The sequence below is a fragment of the Pseudomonas orientalis genome, from assembly GCF_002934065.1.
In the GTDB taxonomy this organism is placed as follows: Bacteria; Pseudomonadota; Gammaproteobacteria; order Pseudomonadales; family Pseudomonadaceae; genus Aquipseudomonas; species Aquipseudomonas orientalis_A.
The window spans coordinates 740,375-760,743 of record NZ_CP018049.1 but is presented as its reverse complement, the minus strand read 5'-3'; the positions used below and the strand labels follow the sequence as shown (position 1 = coordinate 760,743).

Here is a 20,369-nt window from a genome sequence, read left to right as displayed (position 1 = left end):
GTCTGTCAGACAGACATGTATTGACTGATACACCGCTATCGGGGGCAAGCCCCCTCCCACAGGGGCTTAATGTTGTCTGTCAGACTTCAGACAACTCCTCCAACGTTTTGCCCTTGGTCTCCATCCCGAACACCCACACCACCAGCGCCGCCACCGCAAAACACAGCGCGCCCAAGGCAAACACCCCGCCCTGCCCGGTTATTGGAAACACCATCCCGGTGACCAGTGGCCCCAGCAATGACCCCACGCGACCAATCGCCGAGGCAAACCCGGACCCCGTTGCGCGCGCCGAGGTCGGATACAGCTCCGGCGTATAGGTGTACAACACCGCCCACATGCCAAACAGGAAGAACTGCATCAACAAACCGGTCGTAACCAGCAGCCCGACATTGCCGCCGAACACCGCGCTTTGCCCATACAAAAACGCCATCACCCCGCCGCCCAGCAACGTCACCACGCACACCGGCTTACGTCCCCAGCGCTCGACCAGCCACGCCGCCATCAGGAAACCGGGGATCCCGCCCAGGGAAATGATGACCGTGTAATACACCGATTGCGTCACTGCAAAGCCTGACTGCTGCAGCAACGCACTCAACCACGACGTCAGTCCGTAGAACCCGAGCAGGGCAAAGAACCACACGCTCCAGATCATCATCGTGCGTTGACGGTACTGAACCGACCACAACTGCTGGAAGGCCGAGAAGAACGTCCCCGGCGTACTCGCCACCCGCGGCAAGGCAACGGGCTGCGGCAAGTCGGCTCCTCCGAGGGAATCGCGCACCTTTTGCTCGATGCCCAGCAACACCTTGTCCGCCGCCTCGTGGCGCCCGGCCTGTTCCAGCCAGCGCGGCGACTCCGGAATAAAAAACCGGATGGCCAGCACAAATATCGCCGGCACCGCCAGCACCAGGAAGATGTCGCGCCAACCCACCACCGGCAGCAGGAAGTAAGACAGCACGCCGGCAGCGACAAAACCCAGCGGCCAAAAACCATCCATCAGCGCGATATACCGCCCGCGTCGCTTTGCCGGAATCAGCTCCGACAACATCGACTGTGCGATCGGAAACTCCATGCCCATGCCAATGCCCAGCAGGATGCGAAACAGGGTCAGCGTCTCGACCGTCTGCGCCGTGGAGCACAAGTAACTGGCGACGCCCCACAACACGATGCTCCACTGAAACACCGGCTTGCGCCCGAAGCGATCGGCGAGCATTCCGGAGAGCGAAGCGCCGACCACCATGCCGAAAAAGCTTGAGCTGGCCAGCAACCCGGCCTGGGCCGTATTCAGGCCGAACTCGGTTTTGATCGAGCCCAATAGAAACGTCATCATCGCCAGGTCCATGGAGTCGAAGAAAAACGCCAGGGCAATGATGATGAAAATGATTCGGTGGTAACCACTGATGGGCAACCGTTCCAGCCGCTCTGCTGCGCTATAGCCCTGCATCCCCATGCCCCACCCCCAAGTGTGAAAAACCCCTGGTCGAGTGTGCGGCATCGTCTGCCCTGGCGATTGCTGGATGCGACCTGACCGAAACTAGGAACGACGCTCCTGCAATGCGGCCAACCGGTTGATTTGCACAAGCCCGGCATCGCTGACAGACAAGGCCCGGGACTCACCGATGGCACTTACCCAGTTCGACTGCAAAAACAGCCGCAACAGCCCCGCGCCGAGCGCACCGCCGACATGCGGTTGCTGCTGGCTCCAGTCGAAACAGTCACACACCAACGGCGAGGAGATTGCCTGGATGAAAATACCCAGCTCCGCCAAATGCCGGGTGCCCTTGACCGTCACTTCGGTACGTTGCTCATAGCGCTGGATCCAGCCTGCCTGCGCCATCCGTTGGTACAGCCCGGCCGCCAGTTCACCGCCGAGGTGGTCGTGGCACACGCGGGCGCGACGCACCAGCGGCGGGGCCTGCAACGCGGGGAGCTGAACATCCGGTGCAGTGCGCGTCGCACTCGCCATGGTGGTCGTCGCCAGCGCGTCGATGGCGGCACTGACATCGGCCGCCGCCACGCGAAACAGCCGTTTGCCCCGCCGCGCTTCGACCCGCAGCAGGCCGCTGCCGGTCAACCGCGCCAAATGGGCATTGGCCGACGCCGGCGACAGCCCGGCGAACGTCGCCAACTCCTCTGAAGACTTCGCCGAACCGTCCATCAATGCCCACAGCATTGCGGTGCGCTTGGGCTCGGCAAGCAAGCTGGCGATACGACTGATACATGGTGCCTGTTCCATCTTTCGACTCCCGTTGAACCGTTTTTCTGCTGCGGTTGGCGCCAAAGTATAGGGGCCAAAACAGCCGGTTCCATGACGTCTTACAGCCTGGATACGGACAGCACTTGAGTGAAATGTCCTGCTTTGCTGGAGGCCGTTACTTCGCAGCGAATCGCTCCGACAGTTGTGCCGTCAATGTCGCACAACGGGACACGAGCATTTCCCGCAGCAAGTTGACGGGCTTGCTCAACTGCGCACGGTGCGCGCACAGCAGGTTGAGCGGGGTACGCTCACCGCGCAGCTCCGGCAGGATCAGGCGCAGACGCCCGGCCACGACGTCGGTACTCACATCCAGCCAGGACTTGTAGGCAATGCCGACACCCGCCACCGCCCAGCGGCGCACCACGTCGGCGTCGTCGCTGACGCGATCACCGGAAACCGTCAGGCTGACCTCGCGCTTGCCGTCATAAAAACGCCAATGGTCGTGTACCCGGTCAGCGAGCATGTAGAGCAGGCAATTGTGCTGGGCCAGTTGCTCCAGATGCCGCGGTTCGCCGTGGCGGGCCAGATAACTGGGCGCCGCGCACAGCACCCGGATATTTTCCGGCGCGATGGGCAGCGCAACCAGGCTGGAATCCTCGGGTTCGCCATAGCGCAAGGCGATGTCCACCGGCTGGCGGTACAGGTCGGCAATGCGATCCCCCAGCAACAGGCGCACGCTCAGTTGCGGGTATTCACGCTGGAAGTCATCCAGCCAGGGCAACAGCAGGTTGCGACCGAAATCCGAAGGCGCCGACAGTTGCAGCATGCCGCTGACATGGTCCTGCCCACTGGCCAGCAGGCGTCGCCCTTCATCCAACGAACTCAACGCGACGCGGGCGTAGGTGAGAAAACCCTCGCCTTCGGCGGTCAAGCGCAGGCTGCGGGTGGAACGTGCCAGCAGGCGCGTGCCCAATTGTTGCTCTATGCGCTTCAACGCGGCGCTGGCGACCGCCGGGGACAGGTCCATCACGCGCGCGGCGGCCGACAAACTGCCCAGGTCCGCTGCCCGAACAAACAACTGCAAATCATCAAAGCGCAGCATCAATTTCCGCCAATTATCAATTTTCTATTGAAACAGACCTTTGTTTTAGCCGCTTTTATCCGTGCTGGAAATAGCCAATCATCTGGCCATCCCGTTCCCTATCGACCAGGAGTTGATATGTCTACCGCCTTTAACGTGATCGCCACGCTGATCGCCAAGCCCGGCCAACAGGCCACCCTGGAAACCCTGCTGCGCGGTCTGCTTGAGCCGACTCGCCTGGAAGCCGGTTGTGAGCAGTACGACCTGCACCAGGATCTGCAACATCCCGAGACGTTCTACATGCTCGAGCGCTGGAGTGATGACGCGGCCCTGGCCGACCACGACCAGAGTGCGCATATCCAGGCGTTCCGGACCCAGGCCGCCGACGTGATCGAACACTTCGAACTCAAGCGCCTGAAGTTTCTCGCCTGACCACCCCCTTTTTCTGTAGGAGCGAGCTTGCTCGCGAAAAACGCAAGAACGACGTGTTCAACCAGAAGTATTGCGTCCTCGCTAACGATTTTCGCGAGCAAGCTCGCGCCTGCATTGACCGCATTTACTTGGAGAAATCATGAAAGCCATCGCCTATTACACCTCCCTGCCCATCAGCGACGTGAACGCCCTGCAAGACATCGAACTGCCCGAACCCGTCGCCGGGCCGCGTGACCTGCTGGTGGAAGTCAAAGCCATCTCGGTCAACCCGGTGGACACCAAGGTGCGCCAGAACGTCGCTCCGGAAAACGGCGACGCCAAGGTGCTCGGCTGGGACGTGGCCGGCGTGGTCAAGGCGGTCGGCAGCGAAGTGACGCTGTTCAAGACCGGTGACAAGGTGTTCTATGCCGGCTCCCTGGTTCGCCCGGGCGGCAACAGCCAATTGCACACCGTGGACGAACGCATCGTCGGCCATATGCCCAAGAGCCTGGGCTTCGCCGAAGCCGCCGCGCTGCCATTGACCGCCATCACCGCCTGGGAGCTGCTGTTCGAACGTCTGCAGATACCCGAAGGCAAACAGGACCTGGGCCAGAGCTTGCTGATTGTCGGCGCAGCGGGCGGCGTGGGTTCGATCCTGACCCAACTGGCCAGCCAGCTCACCGCGCTGAAAGTCATCGGCACCGCGTCGCGCCCGGAGACCCAGGAATGGGCCAAGGCTCTGGGCGCCGACCTGGTGATCGACCATAGCCAGCCGCTGAGCGAGGCACTCAAACACGCCGGTCACCCGCAAGTGACCCACGTCGCCAGCCTGACCCAGACCGACCTGCACCTGGAGCAACTGGTAGAAGCCCTGCAGCCCCAGGGCAAGCTGGCGTTGATCGACGACCCCAAGGCGCTGGACGTGAGCTCGCTCAAGCGCAAGAGCCTGTCGCTGCACTGGGAGTTCATGTACACCCGCTCGATGTTCGAGACCCCGGACATGATCGAGCAGCACAACCTGCTCAACCGCGTGGCCGCGCTGATCGACGCCGGCACCTTGAAAACCACACTCGGCGAGCACTTCGGCGTGATCAATGCGGCGAACCTGCGCCGTGCCCATGCGCTGCTGGAAAGCGGCAAGGCCAAGGGCAAGATCGTGTTAGAGGGGTTCTAGAAAACGGCTGTCAGTGTCGTCTGTTACTTATGTAAGTAATGGACGACACCATTAGTCCGAGAGTTGACCTTTGTCATCTCTGTGAGCGCATACGGGTTTATATTGGCCGCCTTTGCCACGATTCTTTTACGTGAGGAAGTCAGCAATGAAGATCCTGATAAAAGCGTTAGCAAAAAAATCCCAGTGGGAGGTCCGCCTGGACCAGCGGTCGATTATTTTTCACACCGAAGCCGAGGCCCGTGCCTTTGCCGACACCTTGCAAGCCCGCATCCAGGCCCCCCACCGCTTTCCACTCAGCCAGCAACGCGCCGCCGGCTGATCGGCTCTTCAGACCTGCGCCTGCGCGGCCCTTGCCCGTTGCAGGCGCAGAGTCGCCATCGCAATCGTCACCGCCAGCACCCCACACAGGCTGATGACCATCGCCATCGGCATGGCCGTGCCGTCGTGCAACACCCCGACCAACGATGCCGCCCCCGCCGCCACACCAAATTGAATGCACCCGAGCAAGGCCGAGGCGCTGCCGGCGCGCGCGCCTTGCCCGTTCATGGCGCACGCCGAGGTGTTGGGCAGAATGCAACCCAGGCTGGCGATACAGATAAACAACGGTACCAGCAACGGCCACAGGGCTTCGGTGCGCAGCGCTGCAATCCCAAGCAGCGTCAGCGCCGCCGCCACGTAAACCCACACCGTACGCGAGAGCAGAAACGCCGGGCCGCGTTTGGCCAGTAACCGCGCATTCAACTGCGCCACCAGGATAAAACCGGCGGCATTGGAACCGAACAGCCAGCCGTAATGCTCGGCGGGCACGCCATACAGTTTGATGAACACGAACGGTGAACCGGCGATATAGGCAAACATCCCCGCAATCGAGATGCCACCGGTCAGGGCGTAGCCCAGGTAAACCCGGTCCGACAACAGCGCGCCGTAGCGGCGCAACGAGCCGGACAACGGCTGGCGCGGCTGATGCGCCGGAAAGGTTTCCGGTAAACCCACCGCCACCGCAATGGCTGCCATCACGCTGAACAGCGACAGCGCCAGGAAAATCGACTGCCAGCCCCACAGCCCCACCATCAGCCCACCCGCCAGCGGCGCAAGGATGGGTGCCAGACCCGTGACCAGCATCAATTGCGAATACACCTTGGCCGAGCCCACGGCGTCGCATTTGTCACTCACCACCGCCCGCGAAATCACCATGCCCGCGCAACCGCCGAGCGCCTGCACGAAACGCGCACCGATCAGCCATTCCAGGGACGGCGCATAGGCACAGGCGAAGGACGCGAGGGTAAACAGCGTCACACCGCTGAGCAGCGGCACGCGCCGGCCGAAGCGGTCGGCCAGCGGGCCGTAGATCAATTGGCCGATGGCCAACCCCGCGAAATACACCGCCAGGGTCAGTTGGACATGTTTTTCGTCGGTGGCAAAAGCGCTCGCGATGGCCGGAAAGCCCGGCAGGTAAAAGTCGATCGCCAACGGCGCAAAGGCGCTCAAGGCGCCGAGGATCAGAATAATGCGAAGGTTCATCAGGCACCCAAGTGAGTCGGCAGCCCGACAGTCTAGCCGCGCTTGGGTGCCTTGAACATTAAGATAGCTCGCTAACTATTAAAATCAGACGACGGTGTAGCCTTCTTCCTTGATCAACTGTGCGATCGCTTCGCGCTCCAGTTGGCTTTGCACCCTGACCTGCTTCGCCGCAAGATCGACCGTGACCTCGGCATCTGCATCCCGGCTCTGCACGGCCTGGGTCACCGCCCGAACGCAATGGCCGCAGGTCATTCCTTCAACATTGAATATTTGCATGACAAGACTCCTTGGATGAGGTTGAACCCAGTCTCGACCTTGCCACGATGGCAAGGTCAAGTTTCAGAAACGTCGGCCGGGCTGGTATTCGGCGGCGACGTCGGCCAAGCTTCAACTTTATCGATGTGACCCACGGAGCATTCGCCATGCGCTGGTCGTTTTTTGCCCTTGCCGGCCTGATGAGTTTTTCTGCTGTTGCGCCCGCCGCTGAAGACTACGCGGTGCTGATCATTTCCCGGGAGCGCCTGGAAGTGCCGACCACCTGTGAAATCGGTCTGTACATCCAGGATCAACTGGCCGGCCGCCTGTTTCAGGAGGAGTCCACTTCATTCAACCTGCCGGCCGGCAATGTGTCACTGCGCCTGAAACTGCTGCCGGGGCAATCGCCGGGCTGTCTGCCCGGCATGCTCGCCCCGCCCTCCCAGAACATCACGCTCAAGGCCGGCGACGTGCGCAAGCTGCGGATCGCCCAGGGCCCGGACGGCATGTACCTCAAAGCGGCCGAGCTGGGCTATTAAGCTAAGATTTAAAGACGCTTGACCTTACCCACAGGTCAAGGTTGATGCTGGGGGCACTGTCTTCCGGAGGACTGCCCCATGAATGGAACCACCACCTTTGACCTGCCCATCGGCGGCATGACCTGCGCCAGTTGCGCCGGCCGTGTGGAGCGTGCGCTGGGCAAGGTGCCGGGGGTGCAACGTGCCAGCGTCAACCTGGCCAATGAACGCGCCCACATTGAGGTAATCGGCCAGATGGACCCCGGCGTGCTGATCGCCGCCGTCGACAAAGCCGGCTACACCGCCAGCCTGCCCGAGGCCGACACCGCCACCCAGGCCGATCAAGTCCGGCACCTGCACCGCGAACGCTGGGCGCTGATACTGGCGATCGTGCTGGCATTGCCCCTCGTGCTGCCGATGCTGGTCGAACCCTTCGGCCTGCACTGGATGCTTCCCGCCTGGGTGCAGTTCGCCCTGGCGACACCGGTGCAATTTATCCTCGGTGCGCGTTTTTACCGGGCCGCCTGGAAAGCCGTGCGCGCCGGCGCGGGCAATATGGACCTGCTGGTGGCGATCGGCACCAGTGCCGGTTACGGCCTGAGCGTTTATCAATGGCTTACCCGGCCCGCTCCGCATTTGTATTTCGAAGCCTCGGCCGTGGTGATCGCACTGGTGCTGCTGGGTAAATACCTGGAGAGCCGCGCCAAGCGCCAGACCGCCAGCGCCATTCGTGCCCTCGAAGCCTTGCGCCCCGAGCGGGCGGTGCGCGTGTTGGAGGGCCGTGAGGAAGAGGTCGCCATCACTGCGCTCAAGCTCGGTGACCTGGTACGGGTCCAGCCAGGCGAACGCTTCCCGGTAGACGGCGAAGTTGTCGATGGCCAAAGCCATGCCGACGAAGCGCTGATCAGCGGCGAAAGCCTGCCGGTGCCGAAACAACCGGGCGACCGGGTCACCGGCGGCGCGATCAACGGTGAAGGTCGCCTGCTGGTGCGTACCCAGGCCCTGGGCGCGGAAAGCGTGTTGGCCCGGATCATCCGCCTGGTCGAGGACGCCCAGGCCGCCAAGGCACCGATCCAGAAACTGGTGGATAAAGTCAGCCAGGTCTTCGTCCCGACGGTGCTGGTAGTGGCGTTGCTCACCCTCGCGGGCTGGTGGCTGTACGGCGCGCCCCTGGAGAGCGCAATCATCAACGCGGTCGCGGTGCTGGTGATCGCCTGCCCGTGCGCCCTGGGCCTGGCGACGCCGACGGCAATCATGGCCGGCACCGGCGTCGCTGCGCGCCATGGCATTCTGATCAAGGACGCCGAGGCACTGGAGCATGCCCATGCGGTGAGCGCCGTGGTGTTCGACAAGACCGGCACCCTCACCTCGGGCGCGCCGAGAATCGCCCATCTGGCGGCGGTGGACGGCAACACCTCGCGCCTGCTGCAACAGGCGGGAGCCCTGCAGCGCGGCAGCGAGCACCCGCTGGCCAAGGCGGTGCTGGATGCCTGTGATGAACAGGGGCTGCACCCGGCCGACGTCAGTGCCAGCCAGTCCCTGACCGGACGCGGTATCGCCGGCACCCTGGACGGCCGGCAACTGGCCCTGGGCAATCGACGTCTGCTGGAAGAAACCGGCCTTGACGCTGGCCCGCTGAGTCAGCGCGCGACTGAATGGGAAGCCGAAGGTCGCACCCTGTCCTGGCTGATCGAACAAGGCGCACATCCGCGCGTGCTGGGGCTGTTCGCGTTTGGCGACACGCTCAAGCCCGGCGCACTGCACGCCGTGCAGCAACTCAAGGCCCAGCACATCAGCAGCCACCTGCTCACCGGCGATAATCGCGGCAGCGCGCGAGTGGTCGCAGAGGTCCTGGGTATCGACGATGTCCACGCCGAAGTGCTGCCCGCCGACAAAGCCGCCACCGTGACCGCCCTGAAAAAAACCGGGGTGGTGGCCATGGTCGGCGACGGCATCAACGACGCACCGGCCCTGGCTGCGGCCGATATCGGCATCGCCATGGGCGGCGGCACCGACGTGGCCATGCACGCCGCCGGCATCACCCTGATGCGCGGCGACCCGCGCCTGGTGCCGGCGGCCCTGGAGATCAGCCGCAAGACCTACGCAAAAATTCGCCAGAACCTGTTCTGGGCCTTTGTGTATAACTTGATCGGCATCCCGCTGGCGGCCTTCGGCCTGCTCAACCCGGTATTGGCAGGCGCAGCGATGGCGTTGTCCAGCGTCAGTGTGGTGAGCAATGCGCTGCTGCTGAAAACCTGGAAACCCAAGGACCTGGAGGATCAACGTCCATGAATATCGGCCAAGCCGCTCGCCAAAGCGGGCTGAGCGCGAAAATGATTCGCTACTACGAATCCATCGGCCTGCTCAAGGCCGCTCATCGCACCGAGAGTGGTTATCGCCTCTTCAGTGCAGACGACCTGCACACCCTGGCGTTTATCAAACGCTCGCGGGACCTGGGGTTTTCACTTGAAGAAGTCGGCAAGTTGCTGACCTTGTGGCAGGACCGCCAGCGCGCCAGCGCCGACGTGAAAGCCCTGGCGCGCCAGCATGTCGAGGAGCTGAATCAGAAGATTCGCGAGTTTGAGCAACTGCGCGATACGTTGCAGGACCTGGTGGAACACTGCCAGGGCGACCACCGGCCGGATTGTCCGATTCTCAAGGAGTTGGCTTCAGGCAAGTGCTGCGCCTGACTGGTTGCAAATAAATCCAATGTGGGAGGGGGCTGGCAGTTTGTCAGCCAGGCATGTGTTGATTGACACACCGCCATCGGGGGCAAGCCCCCTCCCACACTTTGATTTTCATCTACCCGAAGGTTACTGCATCCAGGGCGGCAGCGGTTCTTCTGCCGTCTTGGTCGATGGCGCATCGTCCGCCGCACGAATCGCTTGCTTGCGCTCTTCGTCCAACCGCGCCGCTTCGATCTCGCGGATCACACCGCCCACGTCCGCCAGTTCTTCCGGCTCGTCGAACTCACCGGTCAGGATACTGGCTGGGTGCAAGGTGCCGGCTTCGTACAACGCCCACATTTCCTTGGCGTACTTGGTCTTCTTCAGCTCCGGGGCAAAGCGCCCGAAGTAGGAAGCCATGTTGCCCACGTCCCGCTCCAGCATGTTGAACGCGTGGTTGTTACCCGCCGCATCCACCGCCTGGGGCAGGTCGATGATCACAGGGCCGGTCGGCGTGAGCAGTACGTTGAACTCGGACAGGTCACCGTGCACCAGCCCGGTACACAGCATCAGCACGATCTGGGAAATCAGGAAGGCGTGGTATTCGCGCGCCTGGTCCGGCTCCAGCGTCACGTCGTTCAGACGCGGCGCCGCATCGCCGTACTCGTCGGCCACCAGCTCCATCAACAGCACGCCTTCGAGAAAGTCGTACGGCTTGGGCACGCGAACGCCCGCCCCGGCCAGGCGGAACAACGCCGCCACTTCGGCGTTCTGCCAGGCATCTTCGGTTTCTTTCTTGCCGAACTTGGAGCCCTTGGCCATGGCCCGGGCCTGACGGCTGTTACGGACCTTGCGGCCTTCCTGGTATTCGGACGCCTGACGAAAACTTCGTTTATTCGCCTCCTTGTAAACCTTGGCGCAACGCAATTCGTTGCCGCAGCGCACCACATAAACAGCTGCTTCTTTACCACTCATGAGTGGGCGCAGCACTTCGTCGACCAGACCGTCTTCGATCAGGGGTTCAATGCGTTTAGGAGTCTTCATCAGCTTTTATTGTGGGTCCTGTATTACCAAACACGCGTGTGGCACTCGTTATACGGCAATCCACTCGTTGGAGGGAGAGGCTACCGCAATTTCCTGCAGGAGCGAGCTTGCTCGCGAAGAACTCAAAGGCAACGCGTTTATCCAGGATGCACGCGTTATCCATGACATCTTTCGCGAGCACGCTCGCTCCTGCAAGGGGGATTCGTCAAGCCTCGTTCATCGTTCAATGATCGCCGTCACGCCCTGCCCCCCCGCCGCGCAGATCGAAATCAAGCCACGGCCTTTGCCCGCCGCATCCAGCAACTTGGCCAGGCTTGCGACAATGCGCCCACCGGTCGCGGCAAACGGATGCCCGGCGGCCAGTGAACTGCCCTTGACGTTGAGACGGCTGCGGTCGATGGCGCCCAACGGCGCCTCCAGGCCCAGGCGCGTTTTGCAGTAATCGGCATCTTCCCAGGCCTTGAGCGTGCACAACACTTGGGCAGCGAACGCTTCGTGGATCTCGTAGTAATCGAAGTCCTGCAGCGTCAGGCCATTCCTCGCCAACAAACGCGGGACGGCGTACACCGGCGCCATCAGCAGGCCTTCTGCACCATTGACGAAATCCACCGCCGCCGCTTCGCCGTCGCGCAGGTACGCGAGGATCGGCAAACCGCGCTCCCTGGCCCAAGCCTCGCTGCCCAGCAGCACCAGCGAGGCGCCGTCGGTCAGCGGCGTGGAGTTGCCGGCGGTGAGCGTGCCTTTTTCACTGCGTTCGAACGCGGGCTTGAGCGCAGCAAGTTTTTCCAGGCTTAGGTCAGGGCGCAGGTTGTTGTCGCGGGTAAGGCCCAGAAACGGCGTGAGCAAATCGTTGTGCCAGCCTTCGGCGTAGGCGGCGGCCATGTTCCGGTGGCTCTCAAGGGCAAGCTGGTCCTGCTCGGCGCGGGGGATCTGCCAGGTCTGCGCCATCAGCTCGCAATGCTGGCCCATGGACAACCCGGTGCGCGGTTCACCGTTGCGCGGCAGCTGCGGCTTGAGGTGATGCGGACGAAGTTGTAACAGGACTTTAAGCTTATCCGCCATGGACTTGCTGCGGTTGGCTTGCAGCAACAGCTTGCGCAAGCCTTCATTGACCCCAATCGGCGCATCGGAGGTGGTGTCCACCCCACCGGCAATGCCGCATTCGATCTGGCCCAGGGCAATCTTGTTGGCCACCAGCAAGGCGGCCTCCAGCCCGGTGCCGCAGGCTTGCTGCACATCGTAGGCCGGGGTTTGCGGCGACAGGCGCGAGCCGAGCACGCATTCGCGGGTGAGATTGAAGTCGCGGGAATGCTTGAGCACCGCGCCGGCCGCCACCTCGCCGATGCGCAGGCCGTGCAGGTTGAAACGTTCGATCAGGCCCTCCAGGGCGGCGGTGAGCATTGCCTGGTTACTGGCCGTGGCGTAGGGGCCATTGGAGCGGGCGAAGGGAATGCGATTACCGCCAATGATCGCCACACGGCGCAATTGAGTCATGGAAAGCTCCCTCTGTCTGTTATGGGCTTGATCACTGAGCCTAGTCGAACGACTGCTACCCTGGGATGGTCAACCCTTTGAACCCCAGTCTTCGGAGAGCGTTCCATGTCTGACCGTTATATCGACTTCGCCAACTCCAGCCTCGGCCATCGCCTGGTCGCCGCCCTTGGCCTGCCGTCACCGGTACGCCTGGAACGCTGGCAAGCCGGGCGCCTGCGCCCGGTGGAAGGCGCACTGCTGCTGGGCGGCGGCGCGCTGGCGAATAAAATCCTGCCGTTTGCCAACAAACTCACCGATGCGTTGTACAGCTATGGCGCCCAGACGCTGGACGCGCCGGCGTGGATTCCCGGGCACGGTCCCAAACTCAAGGCCGTGGTGTTCGACGCCAGTGACTTGCAACACACCGACCAGCTCAAGCAGCTGCGCGAATTCTTCCAGCCATTGCTGAAAAACCTCGCCCCCAGCGCACACCTGGTGATTCTTGGCCGCGCGCCGGAAAGCCTCAGCGACCCGTTCGCCGCCAGCGCCCAGCGCGCCCTGGAGGGGTTCAGCCGCTCCCTGGCCAAGGAATTGCGCAGCGGCGGTGTGTTGCAGTTGCTGTACGTGGGCGAGGGTGCCGAAGACCAACTGGAAGGCGCGTTGCGGTTTTTCCTGTCCCCCAAGAGCGCCTATATCTCAGGGCAAGTGATTCGCCTGGAAGCCTGCGCCACGCCGGTCGAGGATTGGACGCGCCCGCTGGCCGGGCGCAAGGCGCTGGTGACCGGCGCTGCCCGGGGTATTGGCGCGTCCATCGCCGAGACCCTGGCGCGCGATGGCGCCGAGGTGATCCTGCTGGATGTGCCCCAAGCCAAGGCCGACCTTGACGCCCTGGCCGCACGCTTGAACGCGCGCACCCTTACGCTGGATATCTGCACCGAGGACGCCGCCGCGCAGTTGATCGAACACTTGCCCGACGGCCTCGATATCCTGGTGCACAACGCCGGTATCACCCGCGACAAGACCCTGGCCAACATGACCCCGGAATACTGGGACGCCGTGCTGGCGGTCAATCTCAATGCGCCGCAGGTGCTGACCCAGGCACTGCTCGACAGCGGCACCCTGCACGACAACGCCCGCGTGGTGCTGCTGGCCTCCATCAGCGGCATCGCCGGCAATCGCGGGCAGACCAACTATGCCGCGAGCAAGGCCGGGCTGATCGGCTTGGCCCAGGCATGGGCACCGCTGCTGAAAACCCGTGGGATCAGCATCAACGCCGTCGCACCCGGTTTTATCGAAACACAGATGACCGCGCATATTCCGTTCGCCCTGCGCGAGGCCGGCCGGCGCATGAGTTCGCTGGGCCAGGGCGGCGTGCCGCAGGACGTGGCCGAAGCCGTGGCCTGGCTGAGCCAGCCGGGCTCGGGTGCCGTCAGCGGCCAGGCACTGCGGGTGTGCGGGCAGAGTCTTCTGGGAGCGTGACTATGCAATGGCAGACAGTGGACAGCACACCGTTTCTACCGCCGCTGTACTGGCGCGCGGCACTCAAGCGCAAGATCACCGGCAGCGCACTGCCCGAACATGGCCTGCGTTGCCAGGTGCGCGTCGATCCCACGGCTGTCGCGGCGTACCGCAAGGTCTGCGGGTTTGCCGACAGCCCGATGCTGCCGGCGACTTATCCGCACATCCTGGCGTTCGGCCTGCAGATGCAATTGCTGACCGACAAGACCTTTGCATTCCCGTTGCTGGGGCTGATTCACCTGAGCAACCGCATTCGCGTCCATCGGCCCCTGGGCGGTGTGAGTGAGCTGACCGTCGGCGTGTACACCTGCAATCTCAAGCCTCATGCCAAGGGCGCGACCTTTGACCTGATGACCGTGGTCGAGGACGCCCTGGGGCTGCTCTGGGAAGCCCAAAGCACAATGTTATGCCGTGGTGTGAAGCTTGAGGGCGAGACCGTGGAGCATGGGTTGTCGGTGCACACGCCCCTCAGCGAGCTGTCCCGTTGGAAAGCCCCGGCTGATATCGGTCGACGTTATGCCCGCGTGTCCGGCGATTACAATCCGATTCATCTCAGCGCACCGACGGCCAAACTGTTCGGCTTCCCCCAGGCCATCGCTCACGGGTTATGGAACAAGGCCCGCACTCTGGCGGCGCTGGACCAACACCTTCCGCTCGCCAATGTCGACATTGAAGTTGAATTCAAAAAACCCGTACGCCTGCCCGGTGAAGTGATACTGATGACCAGCGGCGCCGGTTCAAGTGGCGAGTTAGTGCTGAATGGCGCAGGGGCTATTGAGCATATGCTCGGGAAGTGGCAACCGATTGCCTGAAGCCCACTGTTTAATTGTATATATACACCTTAAGTTATAGCGGACCCGCCCGGGTCCGCTTTTTTTTATTCAACTTATTGATTTTCATAAATTATAATTACTGAACTTCTACACATTATACCGTTTGTATTAGCGCTTAAGCCGACTAAGACCTTATGTATATAAATCGTTAATACGAAGTTGAGCGTTGCGAGAAAACCGACCCAGGTCTGTGATTAATCACACGGACAAACGTATCGCTGGCCGAAGAAACGGCGAACGTTTGAAACAACCAAGGTTGTACCTGGTGCAAGGAACTCAATCATGAAAACTCAAGTCGTGTTCTGGAAAGCAAGTACCGCACTGGCGTTGATTCTGGCAATGAGCCTCGGCGGCTGCAGCAGCGGTGGTGGCGGACACAAATCAAGCGTGGCGGCGTCGTCGCCGGATGCTGGCGCAGGTGCCGGTGGCGGTACGGGGGGTGGCACCGGCGGCGGCTCTGGCGATGGTACCGGAGGCAGCACGGGTGGTGGTACCGGTGGAGGTACAGGCGGCGGCACGGGTGGCGGTACCGGTGGTGGTACAGGCGACGGCACTGGCGGCGGTACCGGTGGTGGCACTGGCGGAGGCACAGGTGGCGGCACTGGCGGCGAAACAGGTTCGACAGCCACTCCGCTCGTCACTGGCCGGATCGCCGGCACCCTCGGCACCACCGTGGGCAATGTGGGCGCAGCGGTGGGTGATCTCGGTTCGACCTTGAACGGTGTCCCCATTGTCGGCACGACGGCAGGCGGCCTGGTCACTTCGGCCGGCACCGCCGTCACCAGCATCGGCACCGGCGTCACCCGTGGCCTGGGCTCACTGGGCACCCGCCGTAACTCGCTGGGCATCACTGTCGCGGGTGTCGGCAACGGCGTGTCCGATGTGGGCGGTGGCCTGTCGACCACCGGCCGATCGCTGTCGACCACCCTCGGCGGTGTCCCCGTCGTCGGCGGTCTGACCGGCGGCGTGGGCGGCGCAGTCGGTGGTGTGGTGGATAACGTGGGCACTGCCGTGACAATGCTCGGCGATACCCTCAGCACCGCCAGCACCACCGGTCCCTTGGGCTCCCTGACCGGCAACGTGAACCGCAGGGTACTGGTGCCGGTGGTTTCACTGGTGGAAAACACCACCGGCAACCTCGGCAATGCCACAGGCCTGGGTAGGCCTGTCAACGGCCTGGTGGGCAAAGTGGGCGCCGCCGTCACCGGCCTCGGCACCCAGGTCGCCAGCACCGGCGGTACCGGCAACCCTGTGACCACGCTTGTCGGCAACGTGCTGACGGGCGTCCGCGGCACGCTCGACCAGTCCGGCGGCTATGTCGCGCCCACCGGCGGCGCCGCAGCCCCCGGTATACCGGAGCTGGTCGGCGGCCTGGTGAACAACGCAGGCACCGGCCTCAACGTCGGCAACACCAACGGCACCGTCAGTGCAGCCGGTGTGACCGGCGGCGCATTGGGCAACACCATTGCCTCGGTGGGCACCGTACTGGGTGGCACGGGTGTCGCCAACACCGGCGCCACCGCCCCGGTCGCAACCGTGACCGCCAACGTCGGCGCAGCCTTGAACCCGGTGACCTCCGGCGTCACCACAGTGACGCAAAACATCGGCACCACCACCGGCGTCGGTGCTCCGGTCAACGGCCTGGTGACTCAAGTCGGCGGCGCCGTCAGCAGCCTGGGCACTAACCTGAGCACAGCCAGCGCCAACCCGGTCACCACGACCCTGGGCACCACCGTAACCGCCGTGGGCAATACGGTAGGCTCGGTGGGCGGCCTGGTCACAGGCGGCACCGGCGGCACTGCAACAACCGGAGGCCTGGGCGGTTTGGTGAACGGCCTGACCGGCAGATAGAAAATGCACCTGGCCGATTAGACGGTCTCCCCTGCGGCGCCTGCGCTTGGTTGAGACGAGAGACACGGAGTCAGTCTCTCGTCTTTTTGCTGGGCTGCCGCAGTTGACCAAGGAGTGTCCCATGCGCGTGTTCACGCCGTTGTTCCTGCTGACCCTCAGTGCTTACGCCCAGGCCGAGACCCTTCCCACCTTCCTCAACAGCAATGACACCATCCGCACCTTGCCGGTACCCAACCTGCCTGCCGACGCCTATCGACCGGCCACGCCGCAAACCCAGGTGCCTGAAGCGCAGCCCACCGCCGGCCAGCCCCTGTTGATGGACACCAGCGTGACCATTCGCAAACTGCAGATCGAAGGCGGCACGATCTATCCGCTCACCGAGACGGCCCAGGCCTATGCACCGCTGATTGGCCACGAGACCAATCTTGCGCAATTGATCGAAGCCACCCGAGGCATCACCCGCCGCTATCAGCAGGACGGCTACCTGTTGTCCTACGCGTTCCTGCCGCAACAGACCTTCGAAAACGGCCTGGTCCGCGTGGTACTGGTGGAAGGCTACATCAAGGATTACCAGCAAACCGGCGATGTCGGTGCGGTGTCGGCCTATGTCGACAAACTGGCGCAACAGCTCCTCGCCGAACGCCCCCTCACGCGCAAGACCTTCGAGCGCTACACCACCCTGATGAGCCGCATCCCCGGCCTCACCGTACAGGCGCAAGTGCCGCCGCCGGGCACCACCGATGGCGCCACGCACATGCAGATCCAGGCCAGCCGCAAGCCCTTCACCACCAGCATGAGCCTGGTGCAGAAAAGCCGGGGCGGCACCCAAGCTTTGCTCAGCGCCACCAGCCATGCGCAAACCGCCCTGGGCGAACAGTTGAGCGTCAGTGGCCTGTTCCCACCGGGCGAGGACAAAGAGCACTACTACCGGGTGGACTACAACCAGTTCATCAATGCCGAGGGCACCCAGCTGGCACTCGCCGCAGAGCGTTATCGCGCCGATCCCCACAGCCGTGTGCAACTGGACGGCGGCTTCGAACTCAAGCCCCATCAGTCGATCGATCGCTACTCCATCGGCCTGAGCCATCCCTTCATTGCCTCGCCCACCGAGTCACTCACCCTGGGCACGCGCCTGTACGCGGTGGACCAGACCACCCGCTACAAACTGATGGGCTACCCGCTGCGCTTCGATATCGAATCCAACCTGCGTGCCCTGGCGTTCGAGGGCGACTGGCGCAAGGCCGACGCGCGACAGCTGCGAATCCTCACCGGCGGCCTGTATCACGGCATCGACAGTGTGGGCGCCAAGGCGCGCAGTGATCTGGACGTGGCCACACCGGACCTCGACTTCTTCCGCCTGCGCCTGTCCGGCGTGCAAAGCGACAAGTTCTTCGACAACTGGCAAGGCGTGCTTTCAGGCGCGCTCTACTGGAGCGACAACAGCCTTCCCGACAGCGAACGCGCCACGTTTGGCGGGCAGAACTTCGGCCGTGGCTACCCCGACGACCAGGGCTCGGGCGACAAGGGATGGGGTGTGGCGTACGAGGTCAACTACAGCTTCAACCGCGCCGGCAATTGGCTGAAGGTGCTGCAACCCTACGTGGTGCTCGACCGCGCCAGGGCCTGGTTCAACGACCTGCCGGTCAAGGCCGGAGACATGTCCTCGGCGGCGGTGGGTCTGCGCTTTGGCGATAACAAGTACTACAACATCGCCCTGGAGGCCGCCAAGCCGATGTCGGACATCGCCCTGGACAGCTTCAACCGGCGAGCGCGGTATACGCTGAGCTTCAGCTATCAACTGTAAACGCCAAACATCCCTGTAGGAGCGAGCTTGCTCGCGAAGAACGCTAACGATGACGCAGGCATCCAGGTTCCCCGCGTCGCCTTGACGTTCTTCGCGAGCAAGCTCGCTGCTACACCTACAGTTAATGAATTGTCCGGGGGAAAAGACTGTTGAGCGTATCGATCAGCCGCACCAGATAGATGGGCTTGCGAAACAGGTCCAGCACCTGCAGGCGCAGCATGTCGCTGACGTCATCCATCTCGGCATGGCCAGACATCACGATCACCGGCAGGTGGGAGCGAGAAGTGTGTTCGCGCAGGCGCTTGATCAAGGAAATCCCGCTTTCCTCGGGCATGCGCAGGTCGGTGATGACCAGGGCGATATCGGGGTGCAGGGTGAGTTCCTGCAGGGCGAATGTCACGGAGGTGGCGGTAAAACAAACGAAGCCCTCGTTCTCCAGCGACTCCGCCAGTTCAACGAGGGCATCCTCTTCGTCGTCCACCAGCAGGATTTGTTGGCGGGTTAGTTGGCTTGGAGATGCAGCAACATTCATGGGCACGTCCTGACCAATCAACAACGGGAACTCAAGGGGAAATTGCTGTACCGATCCTGGTAAAGAAGGCAGTGATCTGCGGCCCCAGCGTTGTCCCGGCGGCGAGTATAACCAGCGCTACAATCGCCACAAGAATGAGGTATTCGATTGCTGTCGCGCCGTCTTTACGATGAAACAACAATTGAAGTTGAACGTAAAGCTTCATCAGCAGAGCAAGGACCATAACACTTCTCCTCAGGCGATTGGCGCCTTAATTCCGGTACCGCACGGTAATTGCGATGTGCCACTTGAGCATTGCCAACAAAGCCCGGCCTCACAACTGTAAGAACTGATTAGTCATAAAGTAGTAGGTGCTTTTCTGACGCCGTAAATGCGCGCTTTTCAAAGGATTCAGCCTACAGCCCTAAGAAATCTTTCTGTCAGTAATGGCATTTCGTCCTAGCTGAACTACCGTCAAATAGCGAAATAGTTAGTCACTGTTCATAGCAGCCGGATTGCGAAATTAGCCTTTTGGATAGATAGGCTGTCGTGCAACAGGAAAAGGAGAGCCGTCATGAACACGCGTCTGAGCATGGTACTGGCCGGTGTGTTACTGGTCGGTGCGCTGTTTGCCGGCTACTGGGGATTGGTCCTGAGCCGTGAGCCCGCCCCGGCTCCGCCACCGCCGCCAGCGGCTGCTCCCGCCGAACAAGCCGTTGCCGTTGTAGAAGACCAGACCCGTCAATCGGTCGTCGTCCTGGCCCACGATGTGCCCCCCTTCGTTGCCCTGGTTGCCGCTGATCTGAGCATCGAGAAGCTGCGCACGGTACCGGCCGGCAGCCTGAGCAATGTCGAGCAGGCCATCGGCCGCACACCGTGGCGGGCGCTCAGCGCCGGCAGTTGGTTGAACGATGAAAGCTTCACCGCCGGCGGGCCGCTGGCACGCATGATCCGTGCCGATGAACGCGCCCTGGCCGTGGCCGTCGATGAAGTGATTGGCGCCGCCGGCCAGTTGAGCCCCGGCGACTATGTGGACGTGCTGCTGTACCTGCGCCAGGACGCCGCCAACCTTGAACAATCGGCTCAGGTGGTGATCCCCGCCATGCGCCTGCTGAGCGTCGGCGACCAGATGGGCCTGACCAACGACGGCACCCCAGCGTCTCCTCGTGCGCTGACTGCCGAAGAGAGAGCTCAACGCCAAGCCCCCTCGCGCACGGTGGTGCTGGCCGTGCCCGAACAGCTGTTGAGCCGGCTGATGCTGGCCACCCAGGCCGGCACCCTGCGCCTGGCCGTGCGCAGCGCCGACGAGCGTCTGCTGAGCCGCTACTGGGCCGGCGAAGGCGACGCGCCGGGCAACCTGCAGAACGCTAACCGCGACCTTTATCAGTTCACGCAACTGGCCTTGGCCCAGGCCCCCAGAAAAGTAGCCCAGAGCGGGGCCCCGCGCCGCGCCGGTGTCGAGGTGATCCGTGGCAATCAGGCAACCCAACAAACACCCGACTGAACAAGGAT

Annotated in this window: 20 protein-coding genes; 11 read left to right on the top strand and 9 right to left on the bottom strand. The window is 62.8% G+C overall.

Annotated elements, in window-relative coordinates; genetic code table 11:
• Window positions 1-79: 79 nt before the first annotated feature.
• From BOP93_RS03270 to BOP93_RS03260, 3 genes are all read right to left on the bottom strand, one after another.
• Window positions 80-1,450 carry an MFS transporter gene (locus tag BOP93_RS03270; protein ID WP_104501539.1) on the bottom strand — a complete coding sequence of 457 codons (1,371 nt, stop codon included), beginning with the start codon at window positions 1,448-1,450 and terminating at the stop codon, window positions 80-82.
• Window positions 1,451-1,534: 84 nt separating this feature from the next.
• Window positions 1,535-2,236: an ArsR/SmtB family transcription factor gene (locus tag BOP93_RS03265; RefSeq protein ID WP_104501538.1), complete on the bottom strand. Its 702-nt coding sequence runs from the start codon at window positions 2,234-2,236 to the stop codon at window positions 1,535-1,537.
• A gap of 136 nt (window positions 2,237-2,372) precedes the next feature.
• Entirely contained in the window at window positions 2,373-3,299 is a 927-nt protein-coding gene (locus BOP93_RS03260; RefSeq protein WP_104501537.1) for a LysR family transcriptional regulator, read from the bottom strand.
• A 117-nt stretch (window positions 3,300-3,416) separates the two neighbouring features.
• Between BOP93_RS03260 and BOP93_RS03255 the strand changes: the two genes are divergently transcribed.
• The 3 genes from BOP93_RS03255 to BOP93_RS27565 all read left to right on the top strand — a co-directional run bounded on the left by BOP93_RS03255 (window position 3,417) and on the right by BOP93_RS27565 (window position 5,182).
• Window positions 3,417-3,710: a putative quinol monooxygenase gene (locus BOP93_RS03255; protein WP_104501536.1), complete on the top strand. Its 294-nt coding sequence runs from the start codon at window positions 3,417-3,419 to the stop codon at window positions 3,708-3,710.
• A gap of 139 nt (window positions 3,711-3,849) precedes the next feature.
• A complete protein-coding gene (locus BOP93_RS03250; protein ID WP_104501535.1) occupies window positions 3,850-4,863 on the top strand; it encodes a zinc-binding alcohol dehydrogenase family protein in 1,014 nt (337 codons plus the stop codon).
• A gap of 145 nt (window positions 4,864-5,008) precedes the next feature.
• Entirely contained in the window at window positions 5,009-5,182 is a 174-nt protein-coding gene (locus tag BOP93_RS27565; RefSeq protein ID WP_164420429.1) for a hypothetical protein, read from the top strand.
• Between the two features lie 8 nt (window positions 5,183-5,190).
• Here BOP93_RS27565 and BOP93_RS03245 read toward each other — a convergent pair whose 3' ends face one another.
• Window positions 5,191-6,384, bottom strand: coding sequence for a multidrug effflux MFS transporter (locus tag BOP93_RS03245; protein ID WP_065894629.1), 1,194 nt, complete (start codon window positions 6,382-6,384; stop codon window positions 5,191-5,193).
• Window positions 6,385-6,468: 84 nt separating this feature from the next.
• The gene (locus tag BOP93_RS03240; protein ID WP_104501534.1) at window positions 6,469-6,660 is read right to left on the bottom strand and encodes a heavy-metal-associated domain-containing protein; all 192 of its coding nucleotides are present in this window, start codon (window positions 6,658-6,660) and stop codon (window positions 6,469-6,471) included.
• Between the two features lie 146 nt (window positions 6,661-6,806).
• On the opposite strand from BOP93_RS03240, the gene BOP93_RS03235 reads away from it, so the two are divergent.
• The 3 genes from BOP93_RS03235 to cueR all read left to right on the top strand — a co-directional run bounded on the left by BOP93_RS03235 (window position 6,807) and on the right by cueR (window position 9,847).
• Complete coding sequence (locus BOP93_RS03235) at window positions 6,807-7,178, top strand: hypothetical protein (RefSeq protein ID WP_104501533.1); 372 nt, start codon at window positions 6,807-6,809, stop codon at window positions 7,176-7,178.
• A gap of 78 nt (window positions 7,179-7,256) precedes the next feature.
• The gene (locus BOP93_RS03230) at window positions 7,257-9,449 is read left to right on the top strand and encodes a heavy metal translocating P-type ATPase (protein ID WP_104501532.1); all 2,193 of its coding nucleotides are present in this window, start codon (window positions 7,257-7,259) and stop codon (window positions 9,447-9,449) included.
• A complete protein-coding gene (gene cueR / locus BOP93_RS03225) occupies window positions 9,446-9,847 on the top strand; it encodes a Cu(I)-responsive transcriptional regulator (RefSeq protein ID WP_104501531.1) in 402 nt (133 codons plus the stop codon). The genes BOP93_RS03230 and cueR overlap by 4 nt, the downstream gene beginning before the upstream one ends.
• A gap of 123 nt (window positions 9,848-9,970) precedes the next feature.
• On the opposite strand, the gene BOP93_RS03220 is transcribed toward cueR, so the two are convergent.
• Together BOP93_RS03220 and BOP93_RS03210 are read right to left on the bottom strand one after the other, a co-directional pair.
• Complete coding sequence (locus BOP93_RS03220) at window positions 9,971-10,867, bottom strand: PA4780 family RIO1-like protein kinase (RefSeq protein ID WP_104501530.1); 897 nt, start codon at window positions 10,865-10,867, stop codon at window positions 9,971-9,973.
• A 216-nt stretch (window positions 10,868-11,083) separates the two neighbouring features.
• Window positions 11,084-12,361 (bottom strand): acetyl-CoA C-acetyltransferase, encoded by a 1,278-nt coding sequence (locus tag BOP93_RS03210; RefSeq protein ID WP_104501528.1) that lies wholly within the window; start codon window positions 12,359-12,361, stop codon window positions 11,084-11,086.
• Window positions 12,362-12,466: 105 nt separating this feature from the next.
• Between BOP93_RS03210 and BOP93_RS03205 the strand changes: the two genes are divergently transcribed.
• The 4 genes from BOP93_RS03205 to BOP93_RS03190 all read left to right on the top strand — a co-directional run bounded on the left by BOP93_RS03205 (window position 12,467) and on the right by BOP93_RS03190 (window position 18,346).
• On the top strand, window positions 12,467-13,819 hold the full coding sequence (locus BOP93_RS03205; protein ID WP_104501527.1) for a 3-oxoacyl-ACP reductase: 1,353 nt from the start codon (window positions 12,467-12,469) through the stop codon (window positions 13,817-13,819).
• 2 nt (window positions 13,820-13,821) lie between these two features.
• Entirely contained in the window at window positions 13,822-14,670 is an 849-nt protein-coding gene (locus BOP93_RS03200) for a MaoC family dehydratase (RefSeq protein ID WP_104501526.1), read from the top strand.
• A gap of 303 nt (window positions 14,671-14,973) precedes the next feature.
• Window positions 14,974-16,542, top strand: a complete 1,569-nt coding sequence (locus BOP93_RS03195; RefSeq protein ID WP_104501525.1) for a collagen-like triple helix repeat-containing protein — start codon at window positions 14,974-14,976, stop codon at window positions 16,540-16,542.
• A 121-nt stretch (window positions 16,543-16,663) separates the two neighbouring features.
• Window positions 16,664-18,346 (top strand): ShlB/FhaC/HecB family hemolysin secretion/activation protein, encoded by a 1,683-nt coding sequence (locus BOP93_RS03190; RefSeq protein WP_104501524.1) that lies wholly within the window; start codon window positions 16,664-16,666, stop codon window positions 18,344-18,346.
• A 121-nt stretch (window positions 18,347-18,467) separates the two neighbouring features.
• On the opposite strand, the gene BOP93_RS03185 is transcribed toward BOP93_RS03190, so the two are convergent.
• Both BOP93_RS03185 and BOP93_RS03180 read right to left on the bottom strand, forming a co-directional pair.
• Window positions 18,468-18,878, bottom strand: a complete 411-nt coding sequence (locus tag BOP93_RS03185; protein ID WP_104501523.1) for a response regulator — start codon at window positions 18,876-18,878, stop codon at window positions 18,468-18,470.
• A gap of 31 nt (window positions 18,879-18,909) precedes the next feature.
• Window positions 18,910-19,101, bottom strand: a complete 192-nt coding sequence (locus tag BOP93_RS03180) for a Flp family type IVb pilin (protein WP_104501522.1) — start codon at window positions 19,099-19,101, stop codon at window positions 18,910-18,912.
• Window positions 19,102-19,431: 330 nt separating this feature from the next.
• Here BOP93_RS03180 and cpaB point away from each other — a divergent pair, with 330 nt between their 5' ends.
• The gene (gene cpaB, locus BOP93_RS03175; RefSeq protein WP_104501521.1) at window positions 19,432-20,361 is read left to right on the top strand and encodes a Flp pilus assembly protein CpaB; all 930 of its coding nucleotides are present in this window, start codon (window positions 19,432-19,434) and stop codon (window positions 20,359-20,361) included.
• The last annotated feature ends 8 nt before the right edge of the window (window positions 20,362-20,369 follow it).

Bases quoted from the DNA above. Each gene is read 5' to 3' on its own strand.
- BOP93_RS03185 (WP_104501523.1), bottom strand. From the start codon at position 18,878: ATGAATGTTGCTGCATCTCCAAGCCAACTAACCCGCCAACAAATCCTG.
- BOP93_RS03245 (WP_065894629.1), bottom strand. From the start codon at position 6,384: ATGAACCTTCGCATTATTCTGATCCTCGGCGCCTTGAGCGCCTTTGCG.
- BOP93_RS03205 (WP_104501527.1), top strand. From the start codon at position 12,467: ATGTCTGACCGTTATATCGACTTCGCCAACTCCAGCCTCGGCCATCGC.
- BOP93_RS03230 (WP_104501532.1), top strand. From the start codon at position 7,257: ATGAATGGAACCACCACCTTTGACCTGCCCATCGGCGGCATGACCTGC.
- BOP93_RS03210 (WP_104501528.1), bottom strand. From the start codon at position 12,361: ATGACTCAATTGCGCCGTGTGGCGATCATTGGCGGTAATCGCATTCCC.
- BOP93_RS03195 (WP_104501525.1), top strand. From the start codon at position 14,974: ATGAAAACTCAAGTCGTGTTCTGGAAAGCAAGTACCGCACTGGCGTTG.
- BOP93_RS03190 (WP_104501524.1), top strand. From the start codon at position 16,664: ATGCGCGTGTTCACGCCGTTGTTCCTGCTGACCCTCAGTGCTTACGCC.
- cpaB (WP_104501521.1), top strand. From the start codon at position 19,432: ATGAACACGCGTCTGAGCATGGTACTGGCCGGTGTGTTACTGGTCGGT.
- BOP93_RS03250 (WP_104501535.1), top strand. From the start codon at position 3,850: ATGAAAGCCATCGCCTATTACACCTCCCTGCCCATCAGCGACGTGAAC.
- BOP93_RS03265 (WP_104501538.1), bottom strand. From the start codon at position 2,236: ATGGAACAGGCACCATGTATCAGTCGTATCGCCAGCTTGCTTGCCGAG.
- BOP93_RS27565 (WP_164420429.1), top strand. From the start codon at position 5,009: ATGAAGATCCTGATAAAAGCGTTAGCAAAAAAATCCCAGTGGGAGGTC.
- BOP93_RS03255 (WP_104501536.1), top strand. From the start codon at position 3,417: ATGTCTACCGCCTTTAACGTGATCGCCACGCTGATCGCCAAGCCCGGC.
- BOP93_RS03240 (WP_104501534.1), bottom strand. From the start codon at position 6,660: ATGCAAATATTCAATGTTGAAGGAATGACCTGCGGCCATTGCGTTCGG.
- BOP93_RS03270 (WP_104501539.1), bottom strand. From the start codon at position 1,450: ATGGGGATGCAGGGCTATAGCGCAGCAGAGCGGCTGGAACGGTTGCCC.
- BOP93_RS03220 (WP_104501530.1), bottom strand. From the start codon at position 10,867: ATGAAGACTCCTAAACGCATTGAACCCCTGATCGAAGACGGTCTGGTC.
- cueR (WP_104501531.1), top strand. From the start codon at position 9,446: ATGAATATCGGCCAAGCCGCTCGCCAAAGCGGGCTGAGCGCGAAAATG.
- BOP93_RS03200 (WP_104501526.1), top strand. From the start codon at position 13,822: ATGCAATGGCAGACAGTGGACAGCACACCGTTTCTACCGCCGCTGTAC.
- BOP93_RS03235 (WP_104501533.1), top strand. From the start codon at position 6,807: ATGCGCTGGTCGTTTTTTGCCCTTGCCGGCCTGATGAGTTTTTCTGCT.
- BOP93_RS03180 (WP_104501522.1), bottom strand. From the start codon at position 19,101: ATGGTCCTTGCTCTGCTGATGAAGCTTTACGTTCAACTTCAATTGTTG.
- BOP93_RS03260 (WP_104501537.1), bottom strand. From the start codon at position 3,299: ATGCTGCGCTTTGATGATTTGCAGTTGTTTGTTCGGGCAGCGGACCTG.